Below are 15748 nucleotides of genomic sequence, written 5' to 3'. Positions count from 1 at the left end.
AACTCTGCGCGCCGAGATGACCTCCCGGTGCGTGAATCCCACCATATGTGTTGCCGCTCATTGCGACAACCTATTTTCTACCTGCGGTTTTGTGGGCTTGACCGCAGCCGTGATGCCACTATCGACAACACATCGGCACCGTATTGCTCGAGCTTCTTCGCCCCGATTCCCGGGATCGCGGCCAGGGCGTTGTCATCGGCGGGCAGTTGCTCGGCGATCGCGGTGAGTGTGGTGTCGGTGAAGATGACGAACTCGCGCACCCGCAGATCCTGCGCTTTCTCTTCGCGCCACGCCTGTAGCGCCGCAAGTAGCTCGGCGTCGAGTTCGGCCGGACAGCGGCGGCAGCGACCGAGCATGGTTGCGTAGGTGCCGATCAACGGTTTGGCACATACCCGGCAGGTCGGGCGCACACCATTCGACGCGCTATCGGTGACCGGTGCGGCGATTCGCGAGGCGGGCGAGTCGTCGGGCACCAGGCCGTTGAGGAATCGCGAGCGCCGCCGGGTACGTCGACTGCGCTCGCCGCGCGAAAGCGCCCAGGACAGCTGCAGATATTCGCGCGCCCTGGTCACCCCGACATAGAGCAGTCGCCGTTCCTCTTCGAGCGCGGCCTGATCGGCGACCGAACCGTCGTCGCCGAGGACATGCGCGATCGGCAGGGTGCCGTCGGCGACACCGACGAGAAATACCGCGTCCCACTCCAGCCCCTTGGCCGCGTGCAACGAGGCGAGGGTTACGCCCTGGACGGTCGGTGGGTGCCTGGCTTCGGCACGCGCGGCCAACTCGCGCAGCAGGCCGATCAGGTCGAGAGCGTCGTCGTGGTCGACCAACTCTTCGGTCAGGCGCACCAGCGCCATCAACGATTCCCAGCGCTCGCGCGCCTGCACGCCCGCGGGTTCGGTTGCGGTGAGACCAACCGGCGCGAGTGCGGCGCGCACCAAGGTAACCAAGGCCTTACCACTGCGGGACTGGTCGGGCAGATCCTCGCGGGCGGCCACCTGACGGAGCGCAGATATGGCTTGCCTTACCTCGTTTCGCGCGAAAAAGCCCTCGCCACCCCGGACCTGGTAGGGAATGCCGAGTTCGGTCAGCGCCTGTTCATACGCCTCGGACTGCGCATTGATCCGATAGAGCACCGCGATCTCGGCCGCCGGTGTGCCCGCGGCGATCAGTTTCTTGATCGACCGCGCGACCGCATGCGCCTCGGCCGGGCCGTCGTCGAATTCGGCGAACGTCGGTTCCGGACCGTCGGCACGCTGGCCGACCAGTTGCAGGCGGGTGCCCGCGATGCGACCGCGCGCGGCGCCGATCACCCGGTTGGCCAGCGAGACCACCTGCGGTGTGGAGCGATAGTCGCGTTCCAGCCGGACCACCGTCGCCTCCGGAAAGCGCCGGGAGAAGTCGAGCAGGTAGCTCGGGGTGGCGCCGGTGAACGAGTAGATCGTCTGGTTCGCGTCGCCTACCACGGTCAGATCGTCGCGGTCGCCGAGCCAGGCATCGAGCACCCGCTGCTGCAATGGCGTGACGTCCTGATATTCGTCGACCACGAAACTGCGGTAGCGGCCGCGGAATTCGTCGGCCACCGATGGATAGTCCTCCAGCGCGGCGGCGGTGTGCAGCAGCAGATCGTCGAAGTCCAGCAGCAGACCGTCCGGTGTGGCCTTCAGCTTCTCGTAGCCGCTGTAGGCCGCCGCGACCCGCATCGGGTCGTACGGCGGCTCGCGGCGATGTTTGGCCACGGCCGCCGGATAGTCCTCCGGTGCGATGAGAGTGGCCTTCGCCCATTCGATTTCGGTGAGCAGATCGCGCACGGCTTCGGTGTGCGAGGACAATCCGGCCTGATGCGCGGCCTGTGCCACGACCGGGAATTTGCGATCGAGCAACTGCCACGGCACATCGCCGACGATCTGCGGCCAGAAGTACTTGAGCTGACGCAGCGCGGCCGCGTGGAAGGTGCGGGCCTGCACCTGGTTCGCCTCGCCGCCGAGGCCGAGCGCGCGCAAGCGGTTGCGCATCTCCCCCGCCGCACGCGCGGTAAAGGTCACCGCGAGCACTTGGTCGGCCTTGACGTGTCCGGCGGAAACCAGGTGGGCGATGCGATGGGTGATGGTTCTGGTTTTGCCGGTACCGGCACCCGCGAGCACGCAGACCGGACCCCGCGGCGCGCGGACGGCGGCGGCCTGCTCAGGGTCCAACGAGTCCAACTCCGGGCGGGTTGGCTCGCTCGTTCTGGTTGCCGACACGAGACACATCATGGCAGTGATCGCCGACAAGTCGTGCCGCAAGGGATCCCGTCCGGTCATTTCGCAGGCTCAGTCGCGACTAGCGATCGCGTAAGCGCCGCAGCGCACCCGCGAATGCGCCCGTATCGCCGTCGAGCGGGGCGAAGAAGTCGCGGTCGCAGTTCTCGACTTCGACGATCGCCCGATTCGCCAGTGCCACACCGGCTTCGGTGGGGACGAGGGCCTTGGCCCTGCGGTCGTTCGGATGGTCGCGGCGCTCGAGTAATCCCTTCTGCTCGAGTGCGCGCAACACCTGGGAGGTCATCATCGGATCGGTGGCCGCGTGGGCGGCCAGATCGCGTTGCATCACCGGTTGTTCGCGACCAGCCGCGAGGTAGGTCAGCGCGGCCAGCAGGACGAACTGCACATGGGTGAGGTCGAACGGAGCCAGGGCCGCACGCTGAGCGGCCTGCCAGCGGTTGGTCACCTGCCAGAGCAAGAGGCCGGGGCTTTCATCGGCCTCGGCGAATCGGCTGCGCAGACCGCGATCCGCACTCATATGCCTCCTTTATCACCCATCATCGCCTGTTCGATCACACCGAAATCGTGCGCGGTCAGTTCGACCAGCCCGCGACGCAGCACCATGCCCCAATTCGGCGTACTGGTGAGATCCAGGGCGCCGCGCAGTTCGTCGATCGCGATCTCGCGCGCATCGGTCCGATAGTGCACGGCGCGCCGCCACGGCTGAAAGCAGCCGCCGTCCTGCGGATCCGCCTGCCATACCGGCCGGTCGTCGATGGTGCCGATGGCGGTGAAGGCTCGGATCGGCGCACCACTGCGCATGCCCTCGCGCGGCGAATAATAGAGGAACCCGTCACCGGGACACATGCGCTAGAGCGGCGTCCGCTTGCCGTGGTTGACCTGGGCGATCCCGAGTTCGACACCGCGGCGCACATGTTCCCGGGAAACCACACCCAGCCAGTACTTGGTGGTCGTTGCAGTAGCAGCCATGGATTTAGTATGCGCGCTTACTAAATCCATGGCAAGTCCGAATTCGGAGGTGGAACAGGATCGGGCCGTCAAATGTTGAACGGTCCGTGACTGACGTGACTCCCGCTCTGACGATGTACTCGACGACCTGGTGCGGCTACTGCCGACGGCTGAAGAAGCAGCTGGACGAGTCCGGCATCAGCTATGTCGAGATCGATATCGAACAGGATCCCGCATCGGCCGAGTTCGTCGGCAGTGTGAACGGCGGCAACCACGTGGTGCCGACGGTGAAGTTCGCGGATGGGTCCACGGCGACGAACCCGTCGCTGGCCGCGGTCAAGCAGACCTTGGCCGCGCTGGCCTGATCGGGCCGCAATCAATCCGTGCGGACCGAGCGGCCCGCACGGATCTTTCGCGTGTTTTCGATCAGAGCGCGGCCCAGGACTCCACGATGGTGCGCGCGATGGAGATCGAACCGGGCAGCAGTAGCCGCGCGCCCTGATTCTGGGCGGACCAGTCACCCACGGCCAGTGCTTCACGCACCTCGGCACGAGAGAACCAGTACGCCTCCGCGATCTCGCCATCGGAAAAGGTCAGTGGCTGATCGGGATCGGCGATGGCGGCGAAGCCGAGCATGAGCGAGCGCGGGAACGGCCACGGCTGGCTGCCCAGATAGGTGATGTCGCGCACGTCGAGGCCGACCTCCTCGCGCATCTCCCGCTCGACGCACCGCTCCAGCGACTCCCCCGCCTCCACGAATCCGGCGAGCAGGGAAAACAACGTCTTCGGCCAGGTGTGCTGGCGAGCCAGCAGGACCCGGTCGCCGCCGTCGTGGATCAGGCAGATGACCGCCGGATCGATCCGCGGGAACTCCTCGTGACCGTTTTCGGTGACCCGCGACCAGCCGCCCTTGGTCGCGACGGACGCGGTGCCGTCGGCGGCATTGAATCCGGCCTTGTCATGCCAGTTCAGCAGGGCCATGGCGGAGGTGAGCAGGTCGGCGGTGAGATCGTCGAGCCCGCCTGCCATGGCGCGCAGATCGGTCAGCGTGCCCTGCAGTTCGGCATCGCGCACGGCCCACACATGCTTACCGCCGTGGATGCCGAGGAAGACCGCGGCCGGACTCGGTTCGGCCGAAAGCTCGATCGCCGGTTCCAGCACCAGCGCACCGTCGAAGCGGAACTGCCCGCGCTTGTTGATCCGGAGCAACTCGGCCTCGGCCCAGCCCTCCTTCAGCGCCTGTTCGTCGGCCCGGATCTCCTCGGCCCGGTCGAGCACTGAACGCGAAAGCAGTGGAACACCATTGAGTTGAAATCCAGAGGCCACGGTTCGAGACTATCGCGCCGGTATTACCGGCCTGCGTGCCGGATGTAGAGCAGCTTGTCGGTCGCTTCCAGTGCGTCTACTTCGGCCTCGCCCACCCGGATCAGCTCGCCGCCGCGCACCACGCCGAGCACGATATCGCCGAGATGACGCGGGGAACCGCCGACCTCGGACGGCTCGACATCGCGTTCGGCGACCGCGAAGCCCTGTTCGGGGGTCAGCAGATCCTCGATCATCTCCACCACGGTCGGGGTGGTGGTTGCGATGCCGAGCAACCGGCCCGCGGTCTCGGAGGAGACGACCACCGAATCCGCGCCGGACTGGCGCAGCAGGTGGGTGTTCTCGGCCTCCCGGATGGCGACCACGATCTTCGCGCTCTTATTGAGTTCGCGCGCCGTGAGACTCACCAGGACAGCGGTGTCATCCCGGTTGGCGGCGACCACGACCGAGGCGGCCCGCTGCGCACCGGCCAACCGCAGGACATCGGACTGGGTGGCCGAACCGTGCACCGTCACCAGGCCGACATTCGCCGCCGCCTCCAGTGCGACCGCATCGGTATCGACCACGACGATGTCGGCGGGCTGTACGCCGTCGCCGAGCATGGCATCGATCGCGGTGCGGCCCTTCGTCCCGTATCCGACGACCACGGTGTGATTACGCACGCTGCGCCTCCAACGCTGAATCTTGAATGCCTGCCGGGAGCGCTCGGTGAGCACGCCGATGGTGGTACCGACGAGCACGATCAGGAAGAGCACGCGCAGCGGGGTGATGATGACGATATTGACCAGCCTGGCCTCGGCGGTCACCGGCGCGATATCGCCGTAGCCGGTGGTCGACAGCGATACCGTCGCGTAGTAGAGGGCGTCGAGGAACGACAGCTCGTCTCCGGAATTGTCGTGGTACCCGTCGCGACCGAAGTACACCACCAGCGCGGCGGCGAACAGCAGACCGATCGCGAACAGCACCCTGCGCACCAGCGAAGCCCATGGGCTGGACTGGATTTCGGGAATGCGCAGCACCCCGACCAGCGCGAAATCCGGACGACTGGACAGTCCGACACTGCGTGCGCGATCACCGAACACCGGACGCACCCGCCCCTTCGCTCGCCACGACCTCGACCGTCTCCGGCGTTGCTTGTCCCTCCGGCACGCACGGCAGCCTACCGGGTCCCGGCGGCCACGCCTGGCCCCGACGCGAACGGTTGGTGAATCTCTGGATCATTCCGGGGGCGTCGGCGCCGCATTCCGGATCAGCTCGGCCAGTTCCTCCGGGCCGGGCAGTTCGACGGGTGCGATGGTGCGGCCGGTGCGCACGTAATGGAATGCGGCGCCGATGCGTTCGAGCGCTTCCGCCTCGGTGCCGTGATCGCGCGCCGCCATCAACCTGGCCCAGGCCAGCCGGTAGACGGCGAGCTGCATGGCGACCGCGGGCTCGTCGGCGGGTGCGGGTTCGGCGCCGGTTTTCCAATCGACGACGATCCATCCACCGCCGGGTTCGGCGAAGACCGCGTCCATCCGGCCGCGGATAACCGTGCCAGCGATGGACGTTTCGAATGGGATCTCCACTTCGAGCGGGCTGCGATGGGCCCATGGCGAGTTGAGGAAGGACTCCTGCATGGTGACCAGCTCGGTATCCAGACCCGCGTCGGCGGCGGAGCTGTCGGCCGCGCCGGGAAGTTCGTCGAAGCCGAGCAGGCGGTCGGTGGCGAACCAGCGCTGCACCCAGGCATGGAAGGCGGTGCCGCGGCGGGCAAGTGGATTCGGCGGGAAGGGCAGTGGGCGGCGCAGGCGTGCGGCGAGTCTTGCTGGGTCGGCGCGCATTTCGACGAGGGCGGTCGCGGCGATCTGGCCGGGGAGTTCGACTTCCTGGGCGATGGCTTGGTCGGCTTCGAATTCGGCGAGGAGGGCGTCGACGTCGGCGGCCCAGCCGTCGGGGTCGGGGGAATGGTCCTGGGGTGGTGCGGGTTCAGAGGTCGATGGGGCGAATTCGTCCGGGGGCGGCTCGAAGTCGTCGAAAGGGGGCACTGATTCGTCGAGGGGAGGCGCGAACTCGTCGGGATATGGTTCGAAGTCGCTGAGGTAATGCTCGAACTCTGGCTCGAGTTCATGTGGGGGCAGGTGGGATTCGTCCGCACGGTGTGGATCCGGCGTGCCGAGGGCGTTCGCGGACGGTTCGTAGAAGTCCTCGAAGGGTGTGGGCGCATCGGGAAAGTCGGACGGGGGAACGTCGGCGTACGGATCGCCCGCGAGTGCGGCAGCGACAGGATCATCGGCGCGAGCGGCCGTTGTGATGGGGGTGGCGAAGTTGTCGGTGGCAGGGTCTACAGTCGATGCCATGTCGATGTCACGGGGCGCGCGGTCCGCGAAATCGACTGAGGCAGTTGCTTTGTCACCGGTAGTATCTCGGGCCGTACGGTTGGCGACGCCTGGCGGTTGCGCCGCGAGTTCGGCAAGGGCGGCGCGGACGAGGGAAGCACCCTGTTCGATGGGATCGCGGCGGTTGCCGAGGGGGTCGCGGGGCCATTCGGCGGTTGCGGGGTTATTGGTGAAGGGGTTGACGGCATCGACGTCGGGGGCGTCGTCCCAGCGGTCGATGGTGACCGCGCCGTTGGCCGGGCTGTCGGGTGCCTCGCTGGCGTGTTTGAGTTCCAGGAGGAAATCCGATGGGCCCTTTGGCGCTGTGCCGGTTTCGGCCCAGTGGTGGGCGCAGACGAACAGGACGCGTTCGGTTCTGGTGAGGGCGACGTAGAACAGGCGGCGGTCTTCGTCGATGCGGCGGCGGTCCAGGGATTCCTTGTGGGACTTGATCGCTCGTTCCAGGTCGGCGCGGTCGTAGAGGTCGGCGAGGTCGAGTACGGGAACGCCCTCGGCGGCATCGTCCTGTCTGCGGTCGCCGCGCAGGGAGGTGGGGAGTTCGGCGAGTGCGCCGAGCCAGGTGCCCGAGGCCGCGCCGGAGGGGAAGACGCCGCGGGTCACATGCGGTACCGCGACGATCTCCCATTCCAGGCCCTTGGCCGCGTGCACGGTCAGCACCTGGACGCGATCGCGTGCGACCTCGACTTCGCCCGGTTCCAGGCCGTTTTCCACGGATTCGGCGGCGGCGAGGAAGGCGAGCAGGCCGCCGAGCGAGGCACCGGAATCGCTGGCGTAACCGGCGACCACCTCGGCAAAGGCGTCCAGATGTTCGCGTCCGGCCCCCGCGCCGAGCATGGCGCGGCGGGCCTGGGTTTCCACGCCGACGCCGATGGTGCGCTCCACATCCGAGACCAGTTCGGCGAGCGGCTGACCGCTGCGCTCGCGCAATGCGGCGAGTTCCCGGCTCAGGGCGATGATGCGTTTGAATCCGGATTCCGAATACTGTTCCGGCGGACCGGGATCGGCGATCGCATCGGCCAGGCCAGCCTGTTCGGCCGGTTCGGGCGCGACCTCGCGCAGCGCGTCGGCCAACGCGGTGGAATCAGTGATCTCGTCGACCTCATTGCCGTGCGGACGGCTGATCGACAGATCCCTGGCGCGGCGGGCGAGTGCGGCGAGGTCCGCGACGCCGATGCGCCAGCGCGCACCGGTCAATATCCGCATGGCGGCGCTGCCCGCACCGGGTTCGGCGATGAGCCGCAGCGTCGCGACGATATCGGCGACCTCCGGGGTGGCGAGCAGGCCGCCGAGTCCGACGATTTCCACCGGAAGTCCTTGTTCACGTAGGGCTTCCGCGAGCGGGGCGGCGTCGGCGTTGCGGCGGACCAGTACGGCCGAGGTCGGCGGCGGCTCCCCCGCTTCGCGTTTGGCCGCCCATTCCGCCGCGATTCGGACCGCCACCCAATTCCGTTCGTCGGCAATGGTTTCTGTGAGAGCCAATGCGACCACGCCCGGTTCGGCATGGGGTTTCGCGCGCAATGCGTCGACGGTTACGCCGCCACTGTCGATGGCATTGCGGCGCAACGGTTCGGCGACCAGGTTCGCCAGGGCCAGTGCCTCCGGCGGATTCCGCCAACTGGTCAGCAGCGGGAGGATCGGCGCGGGAACGCCTGGGGCGCTGGGGAAATCGGTGGCGAACCTGGGCAGGTTGGCGGCGGACGCGCCGCGCCAGCCATAGATCGATTGCATCGGATCGCCGACCGCGGTCACCGCCAGCCGCTCTTCGCGACGGCTGGTTGCGCCGTGTTCTGCATCCGACTGATGCCCCCGCGCCGCATCTCCATGGGGAGCACGTGAATCCGCAGTATCCTCGCTCGACTTCGGATTATCCGCGGGATTTCGTGCGCGCTTCGCGGGCCGTTGCGGGGACACGCCGCCGAACAGCGATGCCAGCAAGATGCGTTGGGCGTGGCCGGTGTCCTGGTATTCGTCGAGCAGGACCAGGTGGAAGCGGGCGCGTTCGGCGGCGGCGACCTCGGGATGTTCGGCGGCGAGGCGCGCGGCCAGGGACATCTGCGCGCCGAAATCCAATGCGCCGCGGCGACGTAAGGCCTCGGCGAGTTGCTTGACCAGGGGCAGCAGGGCTACACGTTCGCGCTGCACCTGGACGATATTCCGCAGGGCCTGGCTGGGTCCGCCGCGTTGACGCGGGCCCGCGGGCAGAGTGTGCACCAGTTTTTCGAGCTCGGTGTGCGCCTCGGCCAGCTGTTCGGGTTCCACCAGATGTTCGGCGAGTTGTCCGGATAGCGCGAGCACCGCCTCGGTCACCGAGACCGGGGTGCGGTCGGTGTCGAGGTCGCCGTCCCAGTTGCGGACCACCTGGTGGGCGAGCTGCCAGAGTTGGGTTTCGGTCAGCAGCGTCGCGGCCGGTTCCACAGGCAGCAGCAGGCCGTGCTGGGTGAGCAGGCGGCCCGCGTACGAGTGGTAGGTGCTGATTTCGGGTTCGGCGCCGGAGAGTTGGGCGCGCAGCTCACCGCCGGTGTCGAGATCGCGCAGCAACGGTGAACCGGCCAGCCGGGCCAGCCGGGTGCGGATGCGGGAGGTCAACTGCTGAGCGGCTTTTCGGGTGAAGGTCAGGCCGAGTACCTCATCGGGCAGCACCAGGCGATTCGCGACCATCCACACCACGCGGGCGGCCATGGTCTCGGTTTTGCCCGCGCCCGCCCCGGCGACGACCAGGGTCGGTCCGGGTGGGGCAGCGATCACCGCGGCCTGCTCCTCGGTGGGTGGCGGCAGGCCGAGCGCTTCCGCGAGCCGGTTCGGCGATACGGCGCCGCTCATTCGTCGGTCACCTGCCTTCCGGTGTCCTGGACGGGGCAACTGCCCGCGACCGCACAGTGCCTGCAGCCATCGTTGCGCATGGCGAGGTAGCTCGGGCCCTTGGTGGCCGCCGCGGCATCATGAATCGTGCCACGCCATTTGTCGAGCGCCTCGGCGTCGAGCGCGGGCTGCATGCGCTGGGTGGCGCCTTCCTTACTGCTCGGCTTGGCGACGTAGACCAGTCGCGCACCACCAGGTTCGGCGGGTCCGGATTCCCCCGCGGCATCGTCCACGGTGATGTCGAGCGCACCCGCCGCGGCCGCCACCTGATAGGTCGCGAGCTGGGCGTGGTCAGCGGCGGCCTGTTTGGTGACCGGTGACTTCCCGGTCTTCACATCGACGATGACGAACCGGCCGAAGGCGTCGCGCTCCAACCGGTCGACTCGGCCGCGGATCCGCACGGCGGGTTCGTCTTCCGTGCGCGGGGGCAGTACGCAGTCGACCGGGACTTCCACTCCGGCCTGGGTCAGCTCACCTCGGGTGTTGCGCACCCAGGCCATGAAGGTCTCCAGCATGGCCTCGGTGCGGCGCAATTCCTGGCGGGAATGCCAGCCGGTACCGGGATCGATGGCCTGCCATGCCTTGTCGAGTGCGGCGCGAACCTGTGGTTCGGGCACCTTGCCGGCCAACGCCTGGACGAGCGTGTGCACCAGATTGCCCTTGACGGCATGCGGGTTGTCGCCGTCGGTGCCGCCGTGACGTTCCAGTGCCCAGCGCAGCGGGCAGGTGCGCAGTAGCTCGACGGTGGACGGAGACAGGGCAACGGCGGTGTCGTCGTCATCCCAGAGTGCGCGCGTCGAGCTGAGATCGGCTGTGCCATACCACTCGTCGGGATGGGTGCCAGGCACTCCGGCGTGAGCCAGTCGGGCGAGTTGGTGGGCGGCGCGGCGTCTGCGGTCCGGTTCGGCCTCGGAATCGCAGACCACCCCGCGCAATTCGGCCACCAGCGCATGCATGACCAGGGCGCGGCCCGGGTCGGCGACCGGGAGCGCACCGGGTTCGCTGTCATCGTCGTGGCCGAGAAGTTCGGCGAGGAAGCGGGACGGCACCAGATCGCGTTCGCCCGAGACCGATTCCACGGCGGTGGCCAGCAGCGAGCGCCGTGCCCGACTGCACGCGACCAGCAGCAGTCTGCGCTCCTCGGCCATGATCGGGGCGGCGCGGCTCACCACCGCACCCGCGTCGACGATGCCCCCGGTGAGGTCGACCAGATCCTCGGTCTGCAGCAGAGTGCCGCGCGGGCGCGGATTCGGCCAAATACCTTCCTGCACAGCGGCAACCGCGACCACATCCCATTCTCGGCCCGCGGACGCATGCGCGCTGAGCAGTGCGACCGCGTCCTCCGCCGCGGTCAGCGATCTGGTGTCATGCGGAATCTCCTGCTGCACAAGGAATTCGACAAAGCCTTCAATGCTCGCGCGGGGCAGTCGATCCACGTAAGCGGCTGCCGCATCGAATAGTCCGACGGCGGCATCGAGATCGCGATCGGCCTGCATGCCCGCCGCGCCACCGCGTTCGGACTGCGCGACCCACCGTCGCTCCAGCCGCGACCCGGTCCACAGCGCCCACAGCACATCCTCGAGCCCGGCACCGCGCCGCCGAGTCTTGATGGCCCGGTCCAGCGCGTCGAACACCCGCTTCAGCGGCGCCGCCTCGACATCGGTGAGCCGCGCCATGATTCGGCGATCCGCGCGGCCGACCAGCAGGTCACGCAGCACCTCGGCGGAGGATTTGTCGACATACGCGCGCCATTTAGCATCGCTGTCCCCCGGTTCGGGTGCCGACGAGCCCTGTTCCGGAGCGCCGCTGCGCGGTTCGGATCCAGCAACCCCACCACTCGGTTCGGTTCGCTTCGCGGGCTGCTCGGCATCACCCACACTCCCCTCGGCATCGTCTGCGCCCGGCTCCGAGGCGCCCGCACCCAACGCGACCTCGTCTGCGTCCCGTTCAGCGGCGCCAGCACCTCGCTCGGCACCATCCGCGGCCAGTGCGGTCTCGTCAACGGGGAGCACGGACTCAGCCGCGCCTCGCTGTAGTGCCGCTGCGCCTTCGGATTCCGCACCATAATGTTCGTGGCCATCGGCGTCCTGATCGGAATCGACGTCCGGTGCGGCCTGAGCACTCTGCCATTCCAAATCTCGGCTACTGAATTCCGTATCGATGCCGTACCAGTCGGCATCGTCGGTGATCCGCTCGACTCGGCTGGCATTCCGTTCGGACGTCGTGGCATTCCGTTCGGACGTCGTGACATTCCGTTCGGAGCTGTCGTCCCCGGGTCCGAAGCCTTCCTCATCCGGTGCGAACGCCTCCGCATCCGGTGGGAACGCCTCCTCGTCCGGCGGGAAATCCTCAGCGGCCCCATCGGGTTCAGCTCCTGACTCCGAACTCGCACGCGCCCGTGCGGCCTTGAGTTCACTGCGGGCGGACTCCAGCACACTGCGGCGGATGCCACGACGCAACCGGCGCAGGGTGATCTGATCTGCGCCGCCGAGCGGTCCGGCCAATAGATCCAAGGCGTCTTCGGCCGAGAACATCGCATCGGCCGAACGTCGACGCCCACGCTGCTGCAAATCCTGCGCGAGCAGCGCGCGCAGTGCGAGCAGCATCCAGGCCGCGCCCCGGCGTCGGGCCAATGGCGTGTCGAGTGCGGGCTGCTGCACGGGCACTCCGGCCGCCAATAGGGCGCGCCGCAGCGGAGCCAATGACAACGGCACCGAGCGGACGATCACCGCCATGCGGGACCACGGCACGCCATCGGTGAGGTGGGCGCGGCGCAAATGGTCGGCGATCAGGGCCGCCTCCTTCGCCGGGGTGGCGAGTACCCGCACGCGCACTTCGGTGTCGTCGTCCTGTGCTGCCGACGTGTGATCGGGTGCCGAAAAGCGTTGTGGCGCACTGCCGGGCAACTTGGCCGCGATCCGCGCGACGGCCAGCGCCACCGCGCCACCGGATCGGTGGTTGTCCCGCAGGATGATGCGCTGCCCATCCGGCGCGGCCAGCTCCGCGACGAAGCGCGAATCCGCGCCGCGGAAGGCGAATACGCCCTGATCCGGATCGCCCGCCACGACCGCTGTGTGCGCGGCCGTACCCAGCACCCGCACCAGTAATGCGGCCTGCGGATCCAGGTGCTGGGCGTCGTCGACCAGCAGGTATCGGATCCGATTGCGTTCCGCGGCAAGCAGTTCGGCATCACCGGCCAGCGCGTCCAGCGCCGCTCCGACGAGTTCGGCGGCATCCAGCGCGGGCGCGGTCGCCTCGGGCGCCTCCACCCCGACCGACCAGCGCAGCAGCATCGACTGCTCGTAGCGGACCGCGAATTTGCCCGCCGCCACCCATTCCGGCCGACTGTGCTCGCGGCCGAGCCGCACCAGATCCTCGGGGCCGAGTCCGCGTTCGGTGGCCCGCAGCATGAGATCGCGCAACTGCTCGGCGAAACCGCCGAGACCGAGCGCGGGCTGCAACCGTTCCGGCCACAGGCCGCTCGCCCCGGCCGCGATATCGGCCAGGTCGCCGCGCAGCATTTCGCGCAGTACGGCATCCTGCTCGGCACCGGTCAGCAACCGCGGCGGCGGATTGCCGTGTGCGCTGGCATGTCTGCGCAGTACCGAGAACGCATAGGAGTGCAGTGTGCGCACCAGCGGTTCCCTGGTTGCGCCGGGTACCCCGCCCTCGGCGGAGTTCGGATCCGTCAACCGGGCGGTTATGGCGTCGCGCACCGTGCTCGCCGCCTGCTTCGAATGGGTCAGTACCAGTACCGATTCCGGATCCGCTCCCGCCGCGATGCGGGCGGCGGCCAGATCGATCAACAGTGCGGTCTTGCCGGTTCCCGGTCCGCCGAGCACCTGCCACGGCCGCCAGTCCGGCCGGATCGGGCCGACCGTCGCCGCCGCATCGAACAGTGCGCGGACATCGGCGCCCCAGGTCCGAGCCGGGGGTGCCGCCACATTCCGGCGAACAAGTCGCACCGCGCTATCCGATCGCACCACGCGGGCTATTGCAACAGACACCTCCGACACGCCACGCGGGCGATTCGCCGATCGGTGAGGTCCGACACACGCCTGGATCTGCGACGGATCTCCCGATGCGCCAATATGAGACCCGTGTCGCCTCTCAATGTGTACCGGTTCGGACCTGACGACGGGCCGAAAGTCCTGGCCCTGCACGGTGTCACCGGCCACGGCAAACGCTGGGAGGATCTTGCCACCCGACATCTGCCCGATGTCCGGTTCATCGCCCCCGACCTGCGCGGACACGGTCGCTCGACCGCATTGCCGCCGTGGAACTTCGAGACCATCGTCGAGGACCTGGTCGAACTGCTCGCCGCGGAGACCGATGAACCGGTGGTCATCGTCGCGCACTCCTTCGGCGGGGCGTGTGCGCTGCACTTGGCGCATCGCCATCCGCACCTGGTGCGCAAGCTGATCCTGCTCGATTCGGCGATCGCGCTGGAGGCGGAGCGCCTGATGGATATCGCGCTGTCCAGTCTGGCCTCACCGGACTACGACACCGTCGAGCACGCCCGCCAGGACAAGATCGCGACCGGCTGGGGCGAGGTGGAGCCGCGCCTGCTCGACGCCGAACTCACCGAACATCTGATGCCGACCGCCGACGGCCGGGTCGGCTGGCGGATCAGCCTGCCCGCCGTCAACTCCTACTGGGGTCAGCTGGCCAGGCACTATGTGCTGCCGCCCGCCGACCTGCCGACCATCCTGGTGCAGGCGATGAAGGTGGTGCCGCCCTTCGTCACCCCGGAGTTCCGGGCCGCACTCACCGCGCATATGGGCGCGAATCTGACCGTGCTCGAATGGGAGTGCGACCATATGGTCGCGCAGGCCCGCCCGGCCGAGACCGCGGCGCTGATCCGATCGGTCCTGTAATGGCCACCACCGATGCCGAGGTGGAACGGGTACGCGCACTGGTCGCGACCGTGCCGCCGGGCCGGGTCGTCACCTACGGCGATATCGCCGCCGCGGCTGGATTGTCCACCCCGCGCACCGTCGGCTGGATCATGCGCACCGACTCCGCCGATCTGCCATGGCATCGGGTGATCGGTGCGGGCGGCAAGCCCGCCGCGCATCTGGCCGATCGGCAGTTGCGCCTGCTGGCCGCCGAGGGCGTGCCGATCCGCGAGGGCCGAGTGGACCTGCGCGCCGCGCGCTTTCCGCTCCCGTAAACCGCCCCGCCGCCCCCGATCGGCGGTTAACGTTGAATCATGTCCACCCGCCTGGCGTGTGTCGTCTTCGATGCCGACCGGCCCCGGTTCGTCGCGGATTTCTGGGCCGAACTGCTCGGCTGGGCAGTGACGATCGACCGCCCCGACGAGGTCGATGTGGCGGCACCCGACCCGGACGGCCACGAGCTGGCCCTCACCTTCCTGCCAACCGCGCGCGCCAAGGACGGCAAGAACCGGATGCATCTGGATCTGGCCAGTCGCTCGCTCGATCATCAGCGGGTGCAGGTGGACCGCGCACTGGCGCTTGGCGCGCGTCACGTCGATATCGGCCAGGGCGCGGTGCCGTGGGTCGTGCTCGCCGATCCGGAGGGCAACGAGTTCTGCGTGCTGGAGCCGCGCGAGGAGTATGTGGACACCGGTGCCGTCGCCGCCATCGTGATCGATACGCACGATCCGAAGCGGCTGGCCGAGTTCTGGTGCACCGCTTCCGGCTGGCCGATCGTGTACGGCGGCGCGCGGGTAGCCGGGCTGCGCTCGGCGACGGGGCTCGGTTCCTGGCTGGAGTTCGTCCATACGCCGGATGCGCGGACCGGCCGCAATCGACTGCGCTTCGATCTGGCGTCCTTCGCCGCCGACGATCCGGCCGCCGAGGTGGCCCGGCTGTGCGCGGCGGGCGCGACCCAGGTGGACACGGACGGCGCGCCCGGGGTGGTGCTCGCCGATCCGGAGACGAACGAGTTCTGCCTGCGCCGACCGGCCCCCGACTATTCGACGGTCTAGACCTTGGATCGCTGGAACCGGACCGC

At 68.4% G+C, this 15748-nt stretch carries 11 protein-coding genes; 4 read left to right on the top strand and 7 right to left on the bottom strand.

Annotated elements, in window-relative coordinates:
- Positions 1-77: 77 nt before the first annotated feature.
- From NA5_RS10260 to NA5_RS10250, 3 genes are all read right to left on the bottom strand, one after another.
- Positions 78-2252: an ATP-dependent DNA helicase UvrD2 gene (locus NA5_RS10260; RefSeq protein WP_169811278.1), complete on the bottom strand. Its 2175-nt coding sequence runs from the start codon at positions 2250-2252 to the stop codon at positions 78-80.
- A 70-nt stretch (positions 2253-2322) separates the two neighbouring features.
- Positions 2323-2781 (bottom strand): MarR family winged helix-turn-helix transcriptional regulator, encoded by a 459-nt coding sequence (locus NA5_RS10255; RefSeq protein WP_062984419.1) that lies wholly within the window; start codon positions 2779-2781, stop codon positions 2323-2325.
- Entirely contained in the window at positions 2778-3110 is a 333-nt protein-coding gene (locus NA5_RS10250; protein ID WP_245672180.1) for an EVE domain-containing protein, read from the bottom strand. Before NA5_RS10250 ends, NA5_RS10255 begins: the two co-directional genes overlap by 4 nt.
- 236 nt (positions 3111-3346) lie before the next feature.
- Here NA5_RS10250 and NA5_RS10245 point away from each other — a divergent pair, with 236 nt between their 5' ends.
- A complete protein-coding gene (locus NA5_RS10245) occupies positions 3347-3577 on the top strand; it encodes a mycoredoxin (protein ID WP_062984512.1) in 231 nt (76 codons plus the stop codon).
- A gap of 61 nt (positions 3578-3638) precedes the next feature.
- Here NA5_RS10245 and nudC read toward each other — a convergent pair whose 3' ends face one another.
- The 4 genes from nudC to NA5_RS10225 form a co-directional block, all read right to left on the bottom strand.
- A complete protein-coding gene (nudC, locus tag NA5_RS10240; protein WP_062984417.1) occupies positions 3639-4538 on the bottom strand; it encodes an NAD(+) diphosphatase in 900 nt (299 codons plus the stop codon).
- 23 nt (positions 4539-4561) lie between these two features.
- Positions 4562-5617, bottom strand: a complete 1056-nt coding sequence (locus NA5_RS10235; RefSeq protein WP_062984511.1) for a potassium channel family protein — start codon at positions 5615-5617, stop codon at positions 4562-4564.
- Positions 5618-5752: 135 nt separating this feature from the next.
- Positions 5753-9730 carry an ATP-dependent helicase gene (locus NA5_RS10230; protein ID WP_084484008.1) on the bottom strand — a complete coding sequence of 1326 codons (3978 nt, stop codon included), beginning with the start codon at positions 9728-9730 and terminating at the stop codon, positions 5753-5755.
- Positions 9727-13752: a PD-(D/E)XK nuclease family protein gene (locus NA5_RS10225; RefSeq protein ID WP_062984510.1), complete on the bottom strand. Its 4026-nt coding sequence runs from the start codon at positions 13750-13752 to the stop codon at positions 9727-9729. The genes NA5_RS10230 and NA5_RS10225 overlap by 4 nt, the downstream gene beginning before the upstream one ends.
- A 108-nt stretch (positions 13753-13860) precedes the next feature.
- On the opposite strand from NA5_RS10225, the gene NA5_RS10220 reads away from it, so the two are divergent.
- The 3 genes from NA5_RS10220 to NA5_RS10210 are packed head-to-tail and all read left to right on the top strand — an operon-like array spanning position 13861 to position 15722.
- Entirely contained in the window at positions 13861-14646 is a 786-nt protein-coding gene (locus tag NA5_RS10220) for an alpha/beta fold hydrolase (protein WP_062984509.1), read from the top strand.
- The gene (locus NA5_RS10215) at positions 14646-14942 is read left to right on the top strand and encodes an MGMT family protein (RefSeq protein ID WP_062984415.1); all 297 of its coding nucleotides are present in this window, start codon (positions 14646-14648) and stop codon (positions 14940-14942) included. Before NA5_RS10220 ends, NA5_RS10215 begins: the two co-directional genes overlap by 1 nt.
- Before the next feature lie 39 nt (positions 14943-14981).
- On the top strand, positions 14982-15722 hold the full coding sequence (locus tag NA5_RS10210; protein WP_062984413.1) for a VOC family protein: 741 nt from the start codon (positions 14982-14984) through the stop codon (positions 15720-15722).
- Positions 15723-15748: the final 26 nt, after the last annotated feature.

Source organism: Nocardia anaemiae NBRC 100462 (genome assembly GCF_001612725.1).
In the GTDB taxonomy this organism is placed as follows: domain Bacteria; phylum Actinomycetota; class Actinomycetes; order Mycobacteriales; family Mycobacteriaceae; genus Nocardia; species Nocardia anaemiae.
The sequence above is the reverse complement of the archived record's forward strand: the minus strand, read 5'-3'. Positions and strand labels throughout refer to the sequence as shown.

What these genes read in the sequence shown, in the direction of transcription:
- NA5_RS10260 (WP_169811278.1), bottom strand. Translation starts at nt 2,252, where the DNA reads ATGTGTCTCGTGTCGGCAACCAGAACGAGCGAGCCAACCCGCCCGGAG.
- NA5_RS10255 (WP_062984419.1), bottom strand. Translation starts at nt 2,781, where the DNA reads ATGAGTGCGGATCGCGGTCTGCGCAGCCGATTCGCCGAGGCCGATGAA.
- NA5_RS10250 (WP_245672180.1), bottom strand. Translation starts at nt 3,110, where the DNA reads ATGTGTCCCGGTGACGGGTTCCTCTATTATTCGCCGCGCGAGGGCATG.
- NA5_RS10245 (WP_062984512.1), top strand. Translation starts at nt 3,347, where the DNA reads ATGTACTCGACGACCTGGTGCGGCTACTGCCGACGGCTGAAGAAGCAG.
- NA5_RS10230 (WP_084484008.1), bottom strand. Translation starts at nt 9,730, where the DNA reads ATGAGCGGCGCCGTATCGCCGAACCGGCTCGCGGAAGCGCTCGGCCTG.
- NA5_RS10220 (WP_062984509.1), top strand. Translation starts at nt 13,861, where the DNA reads ATGAGACCCGTGTCGCCTCTCAATGTGTACCGGTTCGGACCTGACGAC.
- NA5_RS10215 (WP_062984415.1), top strand. Translation starts at nt 14,646, where the DNA reads ATGGCCACCACCGATGCCGAGGTGGAACGGGTACGCGCACTGGTCGCG.
- NA5_RS10210 (WP_062984413.1), top strand. Translation starts at nt 14,982, where the DNA reads ATGTCCACCCGCCTGGCGTGTGTCGTCTTCGATGCCGACCGGCCCCGG.